Origin of the sequence: Bradyrhizobium sp. BRP20, from assembly GCF_020194215.1 — a bacterium.
Taxonomy (GTDB): domain Bacteria; phylum Pseudomonadota; class Alphaproteobacteria; order Rhizobiales; family Xanthobacteraceae; genus Bradyrhizobium; species Bradyrhizobium yuanmingense.
The window spans coordinates 313,869-330,736 of record NZ_JADYVY010000003.1 but is presented as its reverse complement, the minus strand read 5'-3'; the positions used below and the strand labels follow the sequence as shown (position 1 = coordinate 330,736).

Here is a 16,868-nt window from a genome sequence, read left to right as displayed (position 1 = left end):
AGATTGCGGAAAGCGGTCATCAGAAGCCCTCGCGTAGCCATCGTCCGACCTTTCCGAAATATCCGCCGGTCCCTGTCTTGATCTGCTGCCGCGTATGCCGCGGTTCGACATGTTCGAGGTGAACATATTGCGGGTAGACCAGAAGTCCGGCCGGCACCGCGAACGCGGCGTTCTTCGCCTCGTTGGGAAGCCGGCCGAAACCGAGCGGACGACCGACCCGCACGGGCCGGCCGAGAATCCGGGTGCCAAGATCGACGAGGCCGGTCAGCTGGGAGGCCCCGCCCGAGAGCACGACGCGGCCGTTCGGCTCTGCGGCGAAGGGCGAATCCTTCAGCTTGTCCCGAACCATTTCGAAGACTTCCTCGGCACGGTGCTTGACGATGTTCGCGATGGTGGCGCGGGAGACGATCTGCGGCAGATCCTGCTCGTCACCGGCTGTCGGCACAGACATCAGCTCACGCGAGTCCGATCCGCCGGTGATGACGGTGCCGTATAAGGTCTTGATTCGCTCGGCATCGGCAATGGTCGCCGAGAGTCCGCGCGCAAGATCCATCGTGATGTGTTGCCCGCCGACCGCAAAACCTGCCGCGTGCACGAAGCGGCCGCCCGAATAAACGGCAATCGTGGTGGTGCCGGCGCCCATCTCGACGACAGCGGCGCCGAGATCGGCCTCGTCGTCGGTCAGCACCGAGAGTCCGGCCACATAGGGGCTGGCTGCCATGGCTTCGACATTGATGTGGCAGCGCTCCACCGCCAGCATCAGGTTCCGCGCCACGGTGGCGTCGCAGGTGACGACGTTCATGTCGACGCCGAACTGGTGCGCGACCATGCCGCGGGGATCGCGGATTCCTTTGACACCATCGAGCGTGTAGCCGACCGGCAGGGCGTGGAGCACGGTGCGGCCTTCGCCGGTGGCGTGGCGCATGCCGGTGGAGGTGACGCGACTGACGTCGGCCGGCGTCACGGCGCCGCCACGAATGTCGGCGGCAGCCTCGACCAGCTGGCCGGCGAGCCGGCCGCCGGAGACCGACAACAGCACGGACTCGACCCGCACCTTGGCCATCTTCTCCGCGAGCCCGACGGCCTGGCGCACCGCCTGCTCGCATTCGCCGAGATCGATCACCGCGCCGGCCTTCATGCCGCGCGCCTGGATCTGGCTGTAGCCGATCAATTCCACCGCATGTGTGCGGCCGCGCAGCGCATCGCTCGGCGACGACGGCTTCAGCCGCGCGATCATGCAGGCGATCTTGCTGGTGCCGATGTCGAGGCAGGCGACGATGCCGCCGCGCTTGTGCGGCATCGGGCGCGTCTTCGGCGTCTGGGTGCGATCGAGACCGGTCATGCGGAATCCCCGGCCTTCTTTTTCTTCTTGTCCTTGAACAGCTCCTCGCGCGCCTTGGCGGCGTCCTCGGAGAGCTGCACCACCAGCCGGTCCGGCAGGCGCATGTCGACGGCGACGATATCGCGCGAGAACAGCCTGTCCTCCTTGTCGAGCTTCGACAGCATCGCAAGCGCGTTGCCGACGTCCTGCTCGGGCAGGCGAATGTCGAGACCGTCCTTGAGCCGCAGGTTCCAGCGCCGCTCGCCGACGTAGATCGCGGCCTTGGTCACCGAATGGACCTGCGGGTAGCGCGCCAGCAGCGCCAGGAAATCGCGGGCCTGGGTCTCGGCGCCCTTGCCGACCACGAGCGGCAGCGACAGGAAGCGGCGCGAGACATAGGGCTCGAGCACGGCGCCGTCGTCGGCGATGACGGAGAGCCGGCCGGCCTCCTGCCACAGCGCGAACGCCTTGCGCTCGGTGAGCTCGATCATGAGCTGGCCCGGATAGAGCTTCAGCACGGTCGCATCCGCGATCCAGGGATTGGCCTTGAGCTTGTCGCGCACCGCCTCGGCATCGAGGAACAGCAGCGAGGAGCGGCCGCTGACGCCGCCGATCGCGAGGATCTCGTCCTGGGTCAGCTGCTTGCGGCCGTTGATGACGACGGAGGTGATGCGGAAGCCGGCGGAATTGGCCAGCGCATTGCGGGCATCGCTGACCGCGGTGACGAAATCCTGGAGGTGGCCGCCCTTGACGATGCCGAAGCCGCAGCTGCCGATCAAGAGCAGCACGGTCATGCTGAGGCCGACCCGGCGCGGCAGATAGCGCTCGACCAGCGCGACCAGGCGCGGCGGCGGCTCGCGCTCGACGGCGGCCTTGACCTTGGCTTTGGCTTTGGCCTTGTCCCTGGCGGCAGCGCGCGCCTCTTCGCGCTTGACCTGCACCCACTCGCGCAGAAGCACGACCGCTCCGATAGCGGCCGCCTTCAGGTCAGCTTGGGGCCTCAGCGATCTCAAAAGCGATCGGGTGAGGCGTCCTGCACCATCCATTGCACGAGCTCGTCAACAGTTTGCCCGCGACATCGCGCGGATCCTGGCGAACATGACGTCTCGGACCTGCCGGGCCGGGTGCTGGTCTTCAGCAGAAGAAAACCTCTCCCCTTCAAAGCGTTCGCTGGGGGTAACATCACCCGCGACAGCTCACGCGCCGGCAGCCAAAGCGCCATATGCGCCGCCAGCGTTAACCTTCGGACGTCCTGGTAAACAAAAGGTAAAGTTCGTTAACGACTCGCGCATTTTGCCTCGCGATGTCTGGCATTTGCGCCGCGATGTCCGGCATTTTACCGGTTTTGGCCACCAAACCGCCCCGTTTCGCCCGTCTGGCCGTTAACCAGTCCTGACTATTTCCGCACGCGCTGGCAGGCGAGCTCGACCAGGCCGCGCAGGAAGTCGACGAACTCGATGCCTTCGGCTTTCAGCGCCTTGGGGTAGAGCGAGGACTTGGTCAGCCCGGGCAACGTGTTGGTTTCGAGATAGACGAGGCCCTTGTCCGAGACGATGAAGTCAGAGCGGGAATAGCCGGTGCAGGACATTGCGCGGTGGGCCAGCATCGCCTGCTCCTTAAGCGCGGCGGTGATCTCGGGTGCGAAGCGGCCGGGGCAGATCTCCTGGGTCGACTTCAGAAGATATTTCGCCGCGTAGTCGAAATTGCCCTCGCCCGGAATGATCTCGATCGGCGGCAGCGAGATGATCGAGCCGTCGGTGCGCTCCAGCACGCCGCAGGTCGCCTCCACGCCGGCGATGTAGGGCTCGATGACGTACTCTTCATGCTTCGCTGCGTTGCGGACAGCGACGAGGTCCTGCTTGGCATTGACGAAGATCAGGCCGTAGCTCGACCCGTCGCGCGCGGGCTTTGCGATCAGCCTTCCATACTCGGCGAAAGCCTCGTCGATATCATCGAGCGCAAGATTTTCCGGCGGCGTCACGCCGCCGAGCGCGGCGAAGCGCTTGGCTGCGATCTTGTCGAAGGCCAGATGCGACGACGCCGAGCCCGAGCCGGTGAAGGGCACGCCGCGCGCCTCGCACATCACCTGCAATTCGCCGTTCTCGGCACGCCCGCCGTGCAGGCCGAGCACCAGCACGCGATCCTCAGCCTTGGCCCGGTCGAGCGCCTGCGCGAGCGGGACGCCGCGCGTGCCCGGCTTGAATTCGTCCTCGAACGGGCGGGCATGCTCGAGCAACTGCTTCGACTGCACGACGTGCACCTTGTCCTCGACGTCCCACCACCAGAGGTCAGCCTCGGGCAGCGCCTGATGCAGCGCCTGGGCTGTGGCAACCGAGACGAGACGCTCGCGGTTGGAGCCGCCGAAGAGGATGGTGATGCGCATGTTCATAGTCTCTCTCGTTCCGTCATTCCGGGGCGCGACGTAGTCGCGAACTACGGTGCGCAATTGCGCACCTGAGAATCCATTCATCCACGAACTCCGCCGCCCTATGGATTCCGGGCTCTCGCTTCGCGAGCCCCGGAATGACGGAAATCATGAAACCCCGATCCGCTTGATTTCCCAGTGTAGCTCGATTCCGGAATTCGCCTTCACGCGTGCACGTACCGTCTCGCCCAGCGTCTCGATGTCGTGCGCGGTGGCCTCGCCGGTGTTGATCAGGAAGTTGCAATGCATCTCCGAGACCTGCGCGCCGCCGACGCGCAGGCCGCGGCAGCCGGCGGCGTCGATCAGCTTCCAGGCGGAATGGCCGGGCGGATTCTTGAAGGTCGAGCCGCCGGTTTTCTCGCGGATCGGCTGCGCGGTCTCGCGATGGCTCTGCACCTCCGCCATGCGCGCGCGGATCGCCTCCGCGTCCCTGATCTCGCCGCGAAAGCGCGCGGAGGTGAAGATGATGGAGGGATCGACGCCGCTGCTGCGGTAGACGAACTTCATCTCGACGTTGGAGAAGACGTGCTTGGTGCCGTCGCGCCCGATGCCCCTCGCCTCGATCAGCACGTCCTTGGTCTCGTCGCCATTGGCGCCGGCATTCATGCGCAACGCACCACCGATCGTGCCGGGAATGCCGAAATAGAATTCGAGCCCACTGATATTGGCGGAGGCCGCAACTTCGGCCACGCGCTTGTCGAGCGCAGCTGTGCCGGCGGTGACGATGTCGCCGCTCGCAGTCGCCTCGCCGAAGGCGCGCGGCGCGAGACGAATGACGACGCCGGCAATGCCGCCGTCGCGCACGATCAGATTGGAGCCGACCCCGATGACGTAGACGGGAATGGCGGAGGCGAGATGCGCCAGGAAGTAAGCGAGATCGTCCTCGTCCGCCGGCGTGAACAGCACCTGCGCGGGACCGCCGACGCGAAACCAGGTGAGCTCGGCCAGCGACTGGTTCGCCAGCAGCCGCCCGCGAAGCTCGGGCATCGCGGCTTTGAGTGAAGGGGTGATGTCGGGAAATCCCACCGCGCTACCCCAGCGCCTTCAACTGGTCCGGCAGCGCATACGCCCATTGCGTGATGTTGCCGGCGCCGAGACACACAACGAGATCGCCGCTCTTGGCGATGCCATGAACGATTTTGGCTAGTTCGCCGGCATTGGGCAGCGGGATCACCTCGCGATGGCCGTGGGCGCGCAGGCCGGCGACGAAATGGTCGCGGTCGATGCCTTCGATCGGCGCCTCGCCGGCAGCATAGACGTCGGCGACGACGACCGCATCGGCATCGTTGAAGCAGGTGCAGAACTCCTCGAACAGCGATTGCAGGCGGGTGTAGCGATGCGGCTGCACCACCGCGATCACCTTGCCGGTGTAAGAATCGCGCGCGGCCTTCAGCACGGCTGCGATCTCCACGGGGTGATGGCCGTAATCATCGATCACGGTGACGCCGTTCCACTCGCCGGTCTTGGTGAAGCGGCGCTTGACGCCGCCGAAGCCGGCCAGCGCCTTGCGGATCGCCTCGTCCGACACGCCGAACTCGTGCGCGACCGCGATCGCCGCCGTCGCATTCGAGGCATTGTGCCGGCCCGGCATCGGCAGCGCGAGATCGGCGATCTCATGCGTGGTGCCGGTCTTGCGGTCGCGGATCACGACCTTGAACTTCGAGCCGCCACCGCCGGCGGTGAGATCGACCAGCCGCGCATCGGCCTGCGGATTCTCGCCATAGGTGATGATGCGGCGGTCCTCGATCTTGCCGACGAGGCTCTGCACGACGGGATGATCGATGCACATCACGGCAAAGCCGTAGAACGGCAGGTTCTCGACGAAGTGACGAAACGCGTCCTGCACCGCCTCGAAGGTCTTGAAGTGATCGAGATGCTCGGGGTCGACATTGGTGACGATCGCGACATCGGTCGGCAGCTTCAGGAACGTGCCGTCGCTCTCGTCGGCCTCGACCACCATCCAGTCGCCGGCGCCAAGCCGCGCGTTGGAGCCGTAGGCGTTGATGATGCCGCCGTTGATCACGGTCGGATCGAGCCCGCCGGCGTCGAGCAGCGTGGCGATCATCGTCGTCGTGGTGGTCTTGCCGTGGGTGCCGGCGATGGCGACGCAGCTCTTCAACCGCATCAGCTCGGCCAGCATCTCGGCGCGGCGCACCACGGGAATGCGCCTCTCGCGCGCCGCCATCAGTTCCGGATTGTCGCGCTTGATCGCGGAAGACACGACCACGACCTCGGCGCCGTCGATATTCTCGGCCTTGTGGCCGACCGAGACTTTCGCGCCCTTCTTGCGCAGACGGTCGAGATTGTAATTGTCGGCGGCGTCCGAGCCCTGCACGGCATAGCCGAGATTGGCCAGCACCTCGGCGATGCCGCTCATGCCGATCCCGCCGATCCCGACGAAGTGGATGGGTCCGATCTCGCGCGGCAGTCTCATGTGGTTTCCTTGGGGTCATCGTCCGCGAAGGCGGACGATCCAGTACTCCGCGACGCCAGAGATTCAAATCAACTGCGTCGGATACTGGATGCCCCGCTTTCGCGGGGCATGACAAGTGGCTTTTTTGGCCATTCGGGCCGGAACAGGCGTCAGATTCCCGCGACCTTGACCACGAGATCCGCCAGCCGCTCGGCCGCATCGAGCCGCCCCGCCCCCTTCGCCGCCGCCGCCATGGCGGCAAGCCGTGCCGGCTCGGCGGCGAAGCCGGAAATTTCGGACGCCAGCCGGTCGGAGCTGAACTCGGTCTGCGGGATGCGGATGGCACCGTCGACCTTGGCCAGCACGCCGGCATTGGCGAACTGGTCCTGGTCGATCGAGCCGGGCAACGGCACCAGGATGGAGGGCCGGCCGATCGCGGCGAGCTCGGCCACGGTCCCCGCACCGGAGCGCGATACCACGAGATGATTGGAGGCGAGCCGCGCCGGCAGATCCGTGAAGAACGGCGCGAGCTCGGCCTTGATCTTGAGCTTGTCGTAGACGGCGCGCACGCGGCTCATGTCCTCTTCGCGCACCTGCTGGGTGAGGACGAGACGGCTCCACAGCGCAGGCTCGAGCCTTTCGATCGCGCCCGGCACGATGTCGGCCATGATGCGCGCGCCCTGGCTGCCGCCGACGACGAGCAGACGCAGCGGACCGTTCGGCTCGGGCACGGCATATTTCACCGCGGCGGCCGCGAGGATCGCCGGACGCATCGGCGTGCCGACGGTCGTGGTCTTGCCTGCCAGCGCCGGATCGCGATCGAGCACGCCGGGCAAGGACGTCGCGATGGCGCGCACGCGGCGCGACAGGAACCGGTTGGCGCGGCCGAGCACGGCGTTGGCGTCGTGGATGATGCCGGGCACGCCGGCGAATTTCGCCGCGACCAGCGGCGGCAGCGTCGGATAGCCGCCGAAGCCGACGACGGCGACGGGCTTCAACCGCTTGATCAGCGCGTAGGCCGACAGCGTGCCGGCGGCAAGCGTGAGGCCGGCATAGGCCAGCTGAAGCGGATTGCGGCCGCGCGCGGTCTCACTTCTGACCACGTCGATCATGTCCTTGCTGAACAGCCCGCTATAGCGCAGCGCGCGCTCGTCGGTGACGAGGCGGACGCGATAGCCGCGCCGGATCAATTCGACGCCGAGGGCCTCGGCCGGGAACAGATGGCCGCCGGTGCCGCCCGCGGCGAGAAGAATCAGGGGGGACGTGTCCATAATGAGGGAGTTTTACAGGGTCTTTCTCGTCATTGCGAGCGAAGCGAAGTAATCCAGACCACCTCCGCGGAGACAGCCTGGATTGCTTCGCCGCTTCGCTCCTCGCAATGACGGCTCACGCGTAACTGCGCATCGCCTCGGCGTGGCCGCTCGCCTCGACCTCGGTGCGCGGGCGCAGCCGCGTCAGCGCCAGCATCATGCCGACGCCATAGGCGAGCGAGACCATCGAGGAGCCGCCATAGGAGATGAAGGGCAGCGTCATGCCCTTGGCGGGGATGAGCTGCAGGTTCACCGACATGTTGATCGCCGCCTGCACGCCGAACAGGATCGCGAGCCCGGAGGCCGCAAAGCGCGAGAACATGTCCTCGTTGGCATAGGCGCGCGACAGCGTGCGCATGACCACGAAGGCGAACAGCGCCAGCATCGCAAGGCACAGGATGATGCCGAACTCTTCGCCCGCGACCGCGAAGACGAAATCGGTGTGGCTGTCCGGCAGGCTGCGCTTGGCGATGCCCTCGCCCGGTCCGAGCCCGAACCAGCCGCCGTTGTAGAAAGCCTCCATGGCGGTATCGACCTGGAAGGTGTCGCCGGAGGCCGGGTTCATGAAGCGCTTGATGCGCCCCGCGACGTGCGGAACGAACAGATAGGCGCTGAACAGGCCGGCCGCGCCGAGACCTGCGAGGCCGAACACCCAGATCATCCGCATGCCCGCGATGAAGAACAGCGAGCCCCACACCATCAGGACCAGCATGGTCTGGCCGAAATCCGGCTCCATCACCAATAGCGCGACCAGCATCAGCAGCAGCACCACCGCCATCGAGGTCGCCGGCATCTCCGGGCGCCTCGTCGATTCCGCGAACAGCCAGGCCGCGATCACGACGAAGGACGGCTTTGCGATCTCGGAGGCCTGGATGTTGACGCCGAGCAGCGTGATCCAGCGGCGCGAGCCCTTCACCTCCGGGCCGAAGGCGAGCGTGAGCACGATCAGGACGATGCTCGCCGCGAAGATGATCAGCGCGGAGCGGCGGATCGCGCGCGGCGACAGGAAGGACACCCCGAGCAGCACGATGCAGGACGGCACCAGGAACAGCACGTGGCGGCTGAAGAAATGGAAGGCATCGAGCCCGATGCGGGTCGCAACCGGCGGGCTCGCCGCCAGCGACAGGATCACCCCGGTCAGCATCAGCCCCAGGATGGCGCCCATCAGCGGCTTGTCGACGGTCCACCACCACTCGGAAAAGGGGGTGCGTTCTTCACGGGAGAGCATGGGCGGCCGCTTTCGGACAGAGGTCCGTTCATTGGTCGCCGAGGTTGGTTACCGGGAGGTTAAAGGGACGGGTAACTTTTGAGCGAAGCGTTGGTGCCGGGCTACGAACCGGGAGCCCTGACGAATCGATAGGGTATGCCGCCAAACGCCAGAGTGAGAACGCCATCCTCGGCGAATGAGAACTGGGTTCGTTCAACTTGTGGAGCTGAGGGCTGGTCGGTGACAATCGTCGAGCCCTCCACCCGATATCGAAGATTGATGATTTGTCGCTTGTCGTGCTCACGAATTGTGTAGCGCAGCCCACCGCTCTCATCGAACTCGAGCAGGACATTTCCCAGGCGGGCTAGCGCCAGTTCATCGGTCTCGTCTACAAGCCAGGCGCCTACCAGAGTCATTATGTCATTCAATCGTTGGTGTCGGTGTCCTCACACCACCGGCTGCACACCCGGCAGCGCTTGCACCAGCTCGCGGAACTTGGTGCCGCGGATCTCGAAGTTGCGGTACTGGTCGAAGGAGGCGCAGGCGGGCGACAGCAGCACGACGGCATCGGTGAGGCCAGAGGCTTCCGCATCGCGGGCCGCGTGTTCGACCGCAACGTCCAGGGTCTGGCTGATCTCGTGCCCGACCTGTGTGCCCAGCGTGCCCGAAAACTCCTGCGCAGCCTCGCCGATCAGATAGGCCTTGCGGATGCGCGGGAAGAAGCCGGTCAGGCCAGTAATGCCGCCGGCCTTCGGCTTGCCGCCGGCAATCCAGAAGATGTCGGCGAAGGACGACAGCGCATGGGCGGTGGCGTCCGCGTTGGTGCCCTTGGAATCGTTGACGAACAACACGTTGCCGCGACGCCCGACCTGCTCCATGCGATGCGCCAGGCCCGGAAAGCTGCGCAGGCCGTTCTGCAGCACGTCCTGGCTGATGCCCATGGCGAGCGCGGCGGCGGCCGCGCAGGCCGCGTTCTGCGCGTTGTGCTGGCCGCGCAGCGAGCCGATGCCGCCGAGCGCGGCGATCTCGCTGCGGGCGCCGCCCGCGGCGCGCACGATGGTGCCGTGCTCGACGTAAATGCCCGACGCGAGCGGGTTCTTGACCGAGATGCGCACCACGTTCTTGCCAGCGCGGTCGAGCCGGTCGGCGATCTCGCGGCAAAAGCCGTCATCGACGCCGACGATCGAGGTGCCGCCGCCTTGCACGCCGGCCACGAGGCGCTCCTTCACCGCGGCGTAATGCTCGATCGTGCCGTGGCGATCGATATGGTCTTCACTGACGTTGAGCAGGATGCCGACGGAGGGATCGAGCGAGGGCGTAAGGTCGATCTGGTAGGACGACATCTCGATGACGTGGACGCGGCCCATGCGCGGCGGCTCCAGCGACAGGATCGCGGTGCCGATATTGCCGCCCATCTGGGTGTCGTAGCCGGCGACCTTGGTCAGATGCGCGATCAGCGCCGTCGTGGTCGACTTGCCGTTGGTGCCGGTGATGGCGACGAACGGCGCGTCCGGCGCATGGCGGCGCCGCTCGCGGCAGAACAGCTCGATGTCGCCGATCACCTCCACCCCTGCCTCGCGCGCCTTCAAGACGCTCCAGTGCGGCACCGGATGGGTGAGCGGCACGCCGGGCGCGAGCACGAGGGCTGCGAAATTCGCCCAGGAAACGTTGCGCAAGTCCGCGGTGATGAAGCCGGCCTGCGTGGCCTTGGCGACGTTCTCGGCATTGTCGTCGGCCGCGATCACTTCGGCCCCGCCGGCCTTCAACGCATGGCAGGAGGCGAGCCCCGAGCCGCCGAGGCCGAACACCGCGACCGTCTTGCCGGCGAACGAGGTGACGGGGATCATCGATCGGTCACCGCAGCTTCAGCGTCGAGAGGCCGGCGAGCGCCAGCATCACCGAGATGATCCAGAATCGGATCACGATCTGCGGCTCGGTCCAGCCCTTCTGCTCGAAGTGATGGTGGATCGGCGCCATCGCGAACACGCGCTTGCCCGTGAGCTTGAAGGACACGACCTGCACGATGACCGAAACCGCCTCGAGCACGAACAATCCGCCGATCACCGCGAGCACGATCTCGTGCTTCACCGCGACCGCAATCGCGCCGAGCATGCCGCCGAGCGCGAGCGAGCCGGTGTCGCCCATGAAGATCGAGGCCGGCGGCGCGTTGAACCAGAGGAAGCCGAGGCCAGCGCCGAGCAACGCGCCGCAGAGCACCGCGAGCTCGCCGGTGCCGGCGACATATTTGATCTGGAGGTAATCGGCGAACACCAAGTTGCCGGTGAGATAGGCGATCATCGCGAAGCTCGCGGTGGCGATCATCACCGGCACGATGGCGAGGCCGTCGAGGCCGTCGGTGAGGTTCACCGCATTGCCGGCGCCGACGATGACGAAGGCGCCGAAGACGACGAAGAACCAGCCGAAATGCAGCACGGTATCCTTCAGGAAGGGAATCGTCAGCGCGGTCGAGGCGGGATCGCGGTTGAGCCGCACCAGCGCATAGCAGGCGACCAGCGCGATCACGGCTTCGATCAAGAGGCGCAGCTTGCCGCCGAACCCGGTCGTGGTCTGCTTGGTCACCTTGAGGTAATCGTCATAGAAGCCGACGAAGCCGAAGCCGAGCGTCACCGCCAGCACGATCCAGACATAGGGGTTGAGCGGATTGGCCCACAGCACGGTGCCGACCGTGAGCCCGGACAGGATCATCAGCCCGCCCATGGTGGGCGTGCCCTTCTTGGAAAGATGCGATTGCGGACCGTCGGTGCGGATCGGCTGGCCCTTGCCCTGACGGATGCGCAAGTGATCGATGATCCAGGGGCCGAACAGGAACACGAACAGCGCGCCGGTCACGATGGCGCCACCGGTGCGGAAGGTGATGTAGCGGAAGACGTTCAGGAAGGTGCGAAAGGCACCGAAGCCCGGAAATGTGTTGGAAAGCTCGATCAGCCAGTAAAACATTCAGACGGTCCTATGGCGCCTTTGCACGTCCAGGTGCTTCACGCGCATTCGCTGGTCTTCGTCATGGGCCGCGCGTTTCGGGAAACGGACGGCTTCCGCCGCAAAGGGTGGGATTCGGGAACGGCGTCTTCCAAGCAGTTTACGCCTTTGCCTGCAAGGCGGCCACCAGCCCCGGCACAAACTTGTTGACCCAGAACATCTTCTTGCTGCCCTTGACAACCACGACGTCGCCTGCCTTCAGCAGATTTGCGACCTCGTCCGGCTTCAGCGTGGCGGGATCGTCGTGCCAGCCAAGACCCTTGCCCGAGGGCAATGCGTCGAACAGGTGGCGCATCAGCGGCCCGACGCAATAGACGCCGTCGATGCCGTCGAGGTGGCTGGCAAGGCCGGTGTGATAGCTCGTTGCGTCCGCGCCGAGCTCGAGCATGTCGCCGAGAATCGCGATGCGGCGGCCGCCGCTCATGTTGCGCGCCTGCAGACTTTGCAGCGCCGCGGCCACGCTGGCCGGATTGCCGTTGAAGCTGTCGTCGATCACGGTGATGTCGCCGACCGCCTGCTCGACGCCGCGGCCGGTCATGATGCCGACGCGGTCGAGCTTGACCGCGAGCGTCGCGACGTCGAGATGCGCGGCATGAACCGAGGCGAGCGCTGCCAGCGCATTGTGCACCCGGTGCGGCGCGCCAGGGGTGAGGCTGAAGGCGATCTCCTTCCTGCCGATCGCGGCCACGACCTGCCAGCTCTCGCCGTGCGGCGCGTGCGCGACCTCGTGCACCTCGGCATGCTCGCCGCCGAAGCGCACGACCTTGCCCTTCCACTCGGAAGCCTTGATTCCGGCGGGCAGCACCAGCACGCCGTTCTCGGGCAGTCCGAGCGCGATCGATACCTTCTCGCGCCGGATGGCTTCGAGCGAGCCGAGCTTTTCCAGATGCACCGGCTGAACGTTGACGACGAGCGCGACGGTCGGCTGTGTGAGCTCGCTGAGACGGGCGATCTCGCCCTTCTGGTTCATGCCCATCTCGACGACCCAGAGGCTGGCGTCCCGCCTGGCATTGCACAGCGTCAGCGGCACGCCCCAGAAATTGTTGAAGCTCGAGGGGCTCGCATAAGCGTTCGGATAGGCGGCGAGAAATTCCTTGGTGCTGGTCTTGCCGGCGCTGCCGGTGAGCCCGATCACCGGGCCGTTGAAGCGCGCGCGTGCGGCGCGCGCGAGGCCCCAGAGGCCGTCGATCAGCGTGTCCTTGACCACGATCTGGGGGATGCGGATCCCCGCGATCTCGTGCGGCACGATCATCGCCACTGCGCCTGCGGCTTCCGCCTTGTCGGCGAACTCCCAGCCGTCGCGCGCGCTGGCGAAAGCCGAGACGAAGCCGCCGCTCGGCGTGCCGCTCAGCGCCACGAACAGGCTGCCCGGCTTCACCTGGCGGCTGTCCTGGGTGACGAAATCGATTGCCGTCTCCGGGAACGATCCGGCCACGCCAAGCGCGCGCGCGACCTCGGCAACCGTCCATAATGGCCCGCTCATGCAACCCTCGACGCTAATGCGGCGGCGACCGCCTCGTGATCACTGAAAGGCAGCACCTCGCCGCCGACGATCTGCCCGGTCTCGTGGCCCTTGCCGGCGATGAGCAGCGCATCGCCCTCCTGCAAGCCCTCGATCGCTGCACGGATCGCCTCGGCGCGGTCGCCGATCTCGCGGGCGCCTTTGGCGCTGGCGAGGATCGCGGCGCGGATCGCTTCCGGCTTCTCGCTGCGCGGATTGTCGTCGGTGACGATGACGGCGTCGGCATTCTCCGCCGCGATCTCGCCCATGATCGGACGCTTGCCGGCATCGCGGTCGCCGCCGGCGCCGAACACGACGACCAGCTTGCGCTTCGCATAAGGCCGCAGCGCCTGCAGCGCCTTCGCGAGCGCATCGGGCTTGTGCGCATAATCGACGAAGATCGGCGCGCCGTTGCGCTCGCCGACGCGCTCGAGCCGGCCCTTGGCGCCTTCGAGATGTTCGAGGCTCGCAAACACGTTTTCAGCATCGCTGCCCGTGCCGATGGCGAGGCCGGCCGACACCAGCGCATTCTCGATCTGGAATTCGCCGACCAGCGGCAGCCGGATCGCGTAAGCCCTGCCGCGATGTTCGACCGTAAGCTTTTGCGAGAAGCCTTCGACTACGGCCTCCGTGAGGCGAATGCCCTCGCCGGCGCCATCGCCGTTGCGGCCGACCGCCATGACGCGCAGGCCGCGAGATCTCGCCGCATCGATCGCCTCCGCCGAGCAATCATGATCGGCCGAGATCACCGCAGCGCCATCAGGCGGGACCAACTCGCGGAACAGGCGGAGCTTGGCCGCGAGATAATGCGCAACGGTCGGATGGTAATCCATGTGGTCGCGCGAGAGATTGGTGAAGCCGCCGGCCGAGACGCGCACGCCGTCGAGGCGATATTGGTCGAGCCCGTGCGAAGACGCCTCGAAGGCGAGATGCGTGACGCCCTCGCGCGCGATCTCGTCGAGCTGCCGGTGCAGCGCGATCGGATCCGGCGTGGTCAGCGAGCCATAGACGGTGCGCTTCTGCGACACGAGACCGATGGTGCCGATGCTGGCGGAGGCGTGCCCGAGCCGCTCCCAGATCTGGCGTGTAAACGCGGCGACCGAGGTCTTGCCGCTGGTTCCGGTCACCGCGGCGATCGTCGCGGGCTGCGTCGGGAAAAATCTGGCTGCGGCCAGTGCCAACGCGCGGCGCGGATTGGCGCTCGTGATGAACGGCACCTTGCAGGCGTCCGGTGCATGGTCGCCGACGACGGCCACCGCGCCCGCCGCAATCGCGGCATCGACGAAGCGGGCGCCGTCGGTCTTGCTGCCTGCGAGCGCGAAGAAGAGATCGCCCGGCATGACCACGCGGCTGTCGAGCGCAAGGCCGCTCACCTCGAGCGCCGCAGCGGCGGGCTCGATCGCGGCATCATTGCCCTTGACATCCTGACCCAAGAGGTCGCGCAGCTTCATGGTGTTCCAGTCGACATGCCGTGCCGGAAAGCCGAATCCTCCGGGGAAAATCCCGACTCAGCAGCGGCGATGGCCCACCCGGTTGATTACTGGGTTGTCCTGGATGCTGCAAGAATAAGGCGCTCCGCAGGCGGCAGCTCGAACCGAGGCTCGACCCCCAGAAGCGGCGCGATCCGCTCGATCACCTTGCCGCCGGTCGGCACCGCGTTCCAGCCCGAGGTGATGAAACCATGCGTTTCCGGCAGTGCCTGCGGCTCGTCCAGCATGATCAGGACGTGATATTTGGGATCATCGCAGGGCAGGATGGCGGTGAAGGAGTTGAGCACGCGCTTCTTGGCGTAGCGGCCGTTGACGACCTTCTCGGACGTGCCGGTCTTGCCGCCGACGTAATAGCCCTTGACGTCCGCCTTTCTCGCCGAGCCGACTTCGGCATTGAGCCGCATCAGGAACCGCATCTTGTCGCTGGTCTCCGGCTTGATGACGCGCTTGGCCATTGCCTGGGCTTCGGATTCGCTGCGCTTCAGGAATGTCGGCGGAATCAGATAGCCGCCGTTCACCAGCGCGTTGATGCCCATCACCGCCTGCAGCGGCGCCACCGACAGGCCCTGGCCGAACGCGGCGGTGACCGTGTTCAGCTCGCTCCAGCGCCGCGGCAGCAGCGGCGCCGCACTCTCCGGCAATTCGGTGCGCAGCCGCGTCGTCTGGCCCAGCTTGGCGAGGAACGCCTTGTGCGCCTCGACACCCTGGTTGAGCGCAATCCGTGCCGCCCCGATGTTGGACGAGTAGGTGAACACTTCCTTGGTGTTGATGAAGCGCCCGACCGGATGGCTGTCGTGGATCGTGAACTTGCCGTAATGCAGGTTTCCGCGCGCGTCCCACATCGAGTTCAGATTGATCTTGCCGGAATCGAGCCCCATCGCCAGCGTAAACGCCTTGAAGGTCGAGCCCATCTCGTAGACGCCGGTGGTGAGGCGGTTGATGCGGTCGGGGTCGTGCGCTTCCTTCGGATTGTTGGGATCGAAGTCCGGCAGCGAGACCATCGCCACGATCTCGCCGGTCTTGACGTTTGAGACGATGCCTGACGCGGCCTTGGCGCGGAACTTGTCCTTGGCCTTCAACAGCTCGTCGCGCAGCGCATGCTCGACGCGCAGATCGACCGCGAGCTCGATCGGCTTCTGCAACCGGTCGGTGGCAAAGCCGGCGCGGTGGAGGTCGGCGAGCCCTTGATTGTCGAGCCACTTCTCGAGGCCGGCGATGCCCTGGTTGTCGATATTGACGAGACCGATGAGGTGAGCGACCTCGTTGCCGGTCGGATAGACGCGCTTGTTCTCGCGCAGGAATCCGATACCAGGAATGCCGAGCTTGTGGACGGCCTGCTGCTGCGCCGGCGTGACCTCGCGCTTGAGCCAGACGAAGCCCTTGCGTGTCCTTAGGCGCTCGCGCACCTCGGCCTCGTCGAGGTCGGGAATGGTCGCGGTGAGGAGCTCGATCGCCTCGTCCTTGTCGATGATGCGGCGCGGCTCGCCGAACAGGCTCGCCGCCTTGACGTCGGTCGCAAGGATGGCGCCGTTGCGATCGACGATGTCGGGCCGCGCGGTCGCAACCACCTCTTGCGCTGCGGCGCGGCGCGCGCTGTGGGCGTCGGCGCCGATCGCGAACATCACGAGCCGCCCGCCGATCAGGGCATAGACCGAAGCGAAGGCGAGCATGGCGAGGCCGACACGCGCGCGCGCCTTCGCGGCGCGATCGACGTTGCGCCCGTAGAGCAGGCTTCGGATCAGCCGCCGCCGCCACGGCTCAGTCGGCTTTTCGGCCAGCTTTTGGGCGGGTTTTGCAGGCGTTGCCGGGCTCATTGCTTGTCCTCGCGCTGAGGCACGGAGCCCGTCACCGCATCAGGGTCGCTCGCGGCTTCGATGGTCTTGAGCATGGCCCCGATCGGATCGGGCTCGCCCGGCCTGAACATCCGGGGCGGACGCTCCGGCAGGCTCTTCAGCGAATCATATTGCGTGCCGTTGACCGGCTTGAGGTGCAGATGCCGGTCGGACAGGCCCTGCAGCCGATGCGGCGCATCGAGCTTGGCCCATTCGGCCCGCAGCCCTGCGATCGCATCGCGCTGCTCGCGGATTTCCGCACGCAGCCGCAGCACCTTCTCGGTACGCGCCGTGGAGTCCATCTTGATCCGGTAGACATGAGCGGCTGCGAAGATCAGCGCACCGATGACGAGGAGGTGAATGATGCGCATG

14 protein-coding genes are annotated in these 16,868 nt (G+C 66.3%); all 14 read right to left on the bottom strand.

Annotated features, from left to right (window positions below; genetic code table 11):
* Positions 1 to 19: 19 nt before the first annotated feature.
* The 14 genes from ftsA to I6F33_RS10505 all read right to left on the bottom strand — a co-directional run bounded on the left by ftsA (position 20) and on the right by I6F33_RS10505 (position 16,867).
* Positions 20 to 1,342 (bottom strand): cell division protein FtsA, encoded by a 1,323-nt coding sequence (gene ftsA / locus I6F33_RS10570; protein WP_225142350.1) that lies wholly within the window; start codon positions 1,340 to 1,342, stop codon positions 20 to 22.
* Positions 1,339 to 2,367, bottom strand: a complete 1,029-nt coding sequence (locus tag I6F33_RS10565) for a cell division protein FtsQ/DivIB (protein WP_225142347.1) — start codon at positions 2,365 to 2,367, stop codon at positions 1,339 to 1,341. The genes ftsA and I6F33_RS10565 overlap by 4 nt, the downstream gene beginning before the upstream one ends.
* Positions 2,368 to 2,717: 350 nt before the next feature.
* The gene (locus tag I6F33_RS10560) at positions 2,718 to 3,704 is read right to left on the bottom strand and encodes a D-alanine--D-alanine ligase (protein WP_225142490.1); all 987 of its coding nucleotides are present in this window, start codon (positions 3,702 to 3,704) and stop codon (positions 2,718 to 2,720) included.
* A 150-nt stretch (positions 3,705 to 3,854) separates the two neighbouring features.
* Positions 3,855 to 4,772, bottom strand: a complete 918-nt coding sequence (gene murB / locus I6F33_RS10555) for a UDP-N-acetylmuramate dehydrogenase (protein ID WP_225142345.1) — start codon at positions 4,770 to 4,772, stop codon at positions 3,855 to 3,857.
* 4 nt (positions 4,773 to 4,776) lie between these two features.
* The gene (gene murC, locus I6F33_RS10550; RefSeq protein WP_225142343.1) at positions 4,777 to 6,180 is read right to left on the bottom strand and encodes a UDP-N-acetylmuramate--L-alanine ligase; all 1,404 of its coding nucleotides are present in this window, start codon (positions 6,178 to 6,180) and stop codon (positions 4,777 to 4,779) included.
* A gap of 149 nt (positions 6,181 to 6,329) precedes the next feature.
* Positions 6,330 to 7,433 carry an undecaprenyldiphospho-muramoylpentapeptide beta-N-acetylglucosaminyltransferase gene (murG, locus tag I6F33_RS10545; protein WP_225142488.1) on the bottom strand — a complete coding sequence of 368 codons (1,104 nt, stop codon included), beginning with the start codon at positions 7,431 to 7,433 and terminating at the stop codon, positions 6,330 to 6,332.
* Positions 7,434 to 7,545: 112 nt separating this feature from the next.
* Positions 7,546 to 8,697 carry a putative lipid II flippase FtsW gene (ftsW, locus tag I6F33_RS10540; RefSeq protein ID WP_057026925.1) on the bottom strand — a complete coding sequence of 384 codons (1,152 nt, stop codon included), beginning with the start codon at positions 8,695 to 8,697 and terminating at the stop codon, positions 7,546 to 7,548.
* Between the two features lie 101 nt (positions 8,698 to 8,798).
* The gene (locus I6F33_RS10535; RefSeq protein ID WP_036003531.1) at positions 8,799 to 9,092 is read right to left on the bottom strand and encodes a hypothetical protein; all 294 of its coding nucleotides are present in this window, start codon (positions 9,090 to 9,092) and stop codon (positions 8,799 to 8,801) included.
* 30 nt (positions 9,093 to 9,122) lie between these two features.
* The gene (gene murD, locus I6F33_RS10530) at positions 9,123 to 10,523 is read right to left on the bottom strand and encodes a UDP-N-acetylmuramoyl-L-alanine--D-glutamate ligase (RefSeq protein ID WP_225142341.1); all 1,401 of its coding nucleotides are present in this window, start codon (positions 10,521 to 10,523) and stop codon (positions 9,123 to 9,125) included.
* A 7-nt stretch (positions 10,524 to 10,530) separates the two neighbouring features.
* Positions 10,531 to 11,634 carry a phospho-N-acetylmuramoyl-pentapeptide-transferase gene (gene mraY, locus I6F33_RS10525; protein WP_036003524.1) on the bottom strand — a complete coding sequence of 368 codons (1,104 nt, stop codon included), beginning with the start codon at positions 11,632 to 11,634 and terminating at the stop codon, positions 10,531 to 10,533.
* 139 nt (positions 11,635 to 11,773) lie between these two features.
* A complete protein-coding gene (murF, locus tag I6F33_RS10520) occupies positions 11,774 to 13,156 on the bottom strand; it encodes a UDP-N-acetylmuramoyl-tripeptide--D-alanyl-D-alanine ligase (RefSeq protein WP_225142339.1) in 1,383 nt (460 codons plus the stop codon).
* On the bottom strand, positions 13,153 to 14,625 hold the full coding sequence (locus I6F33_RS10515; RefSeq protein ID WP_225142337.1) for a UDP-N-acetylmuramoyl-L-alanyl-D-glutamate--2,6-diaminopimelate ligase: 1,473 nt from the start codon (positions 14,623 to 14,625) through the stop codon (positions 13,153 to 13,155). Before I6F33_RS10515 ends, murF begins: the two co-directional genes overlap by 4 nt.
* Positions 14,626 to 14,711: 86 nt before the next feature.
* Entirely contained in the window at positions 14,712 to 16,478 is a 1,767-nt protein-coding gene (locus tag I6F33_RS10510; protein ID WP_225128327.1) for a penicillin-binding protein 2, read from the bottom strand.
* A complete protein-coding gene (locus I6F33_RS10505) occupies positions 16,475 to 16,867 on the bottom strand; it encodes a hypothetical protein (RefSeq protein ID WP_036028375.1) in 393 nt (130 codons plus the stop codon). Before I6F33_RS10505 ends, I6F33_RS10510 begins: the two co-directional genes overlap by 4 nt.
* Position 16,868: the final 1 nt, after the last annotated feature.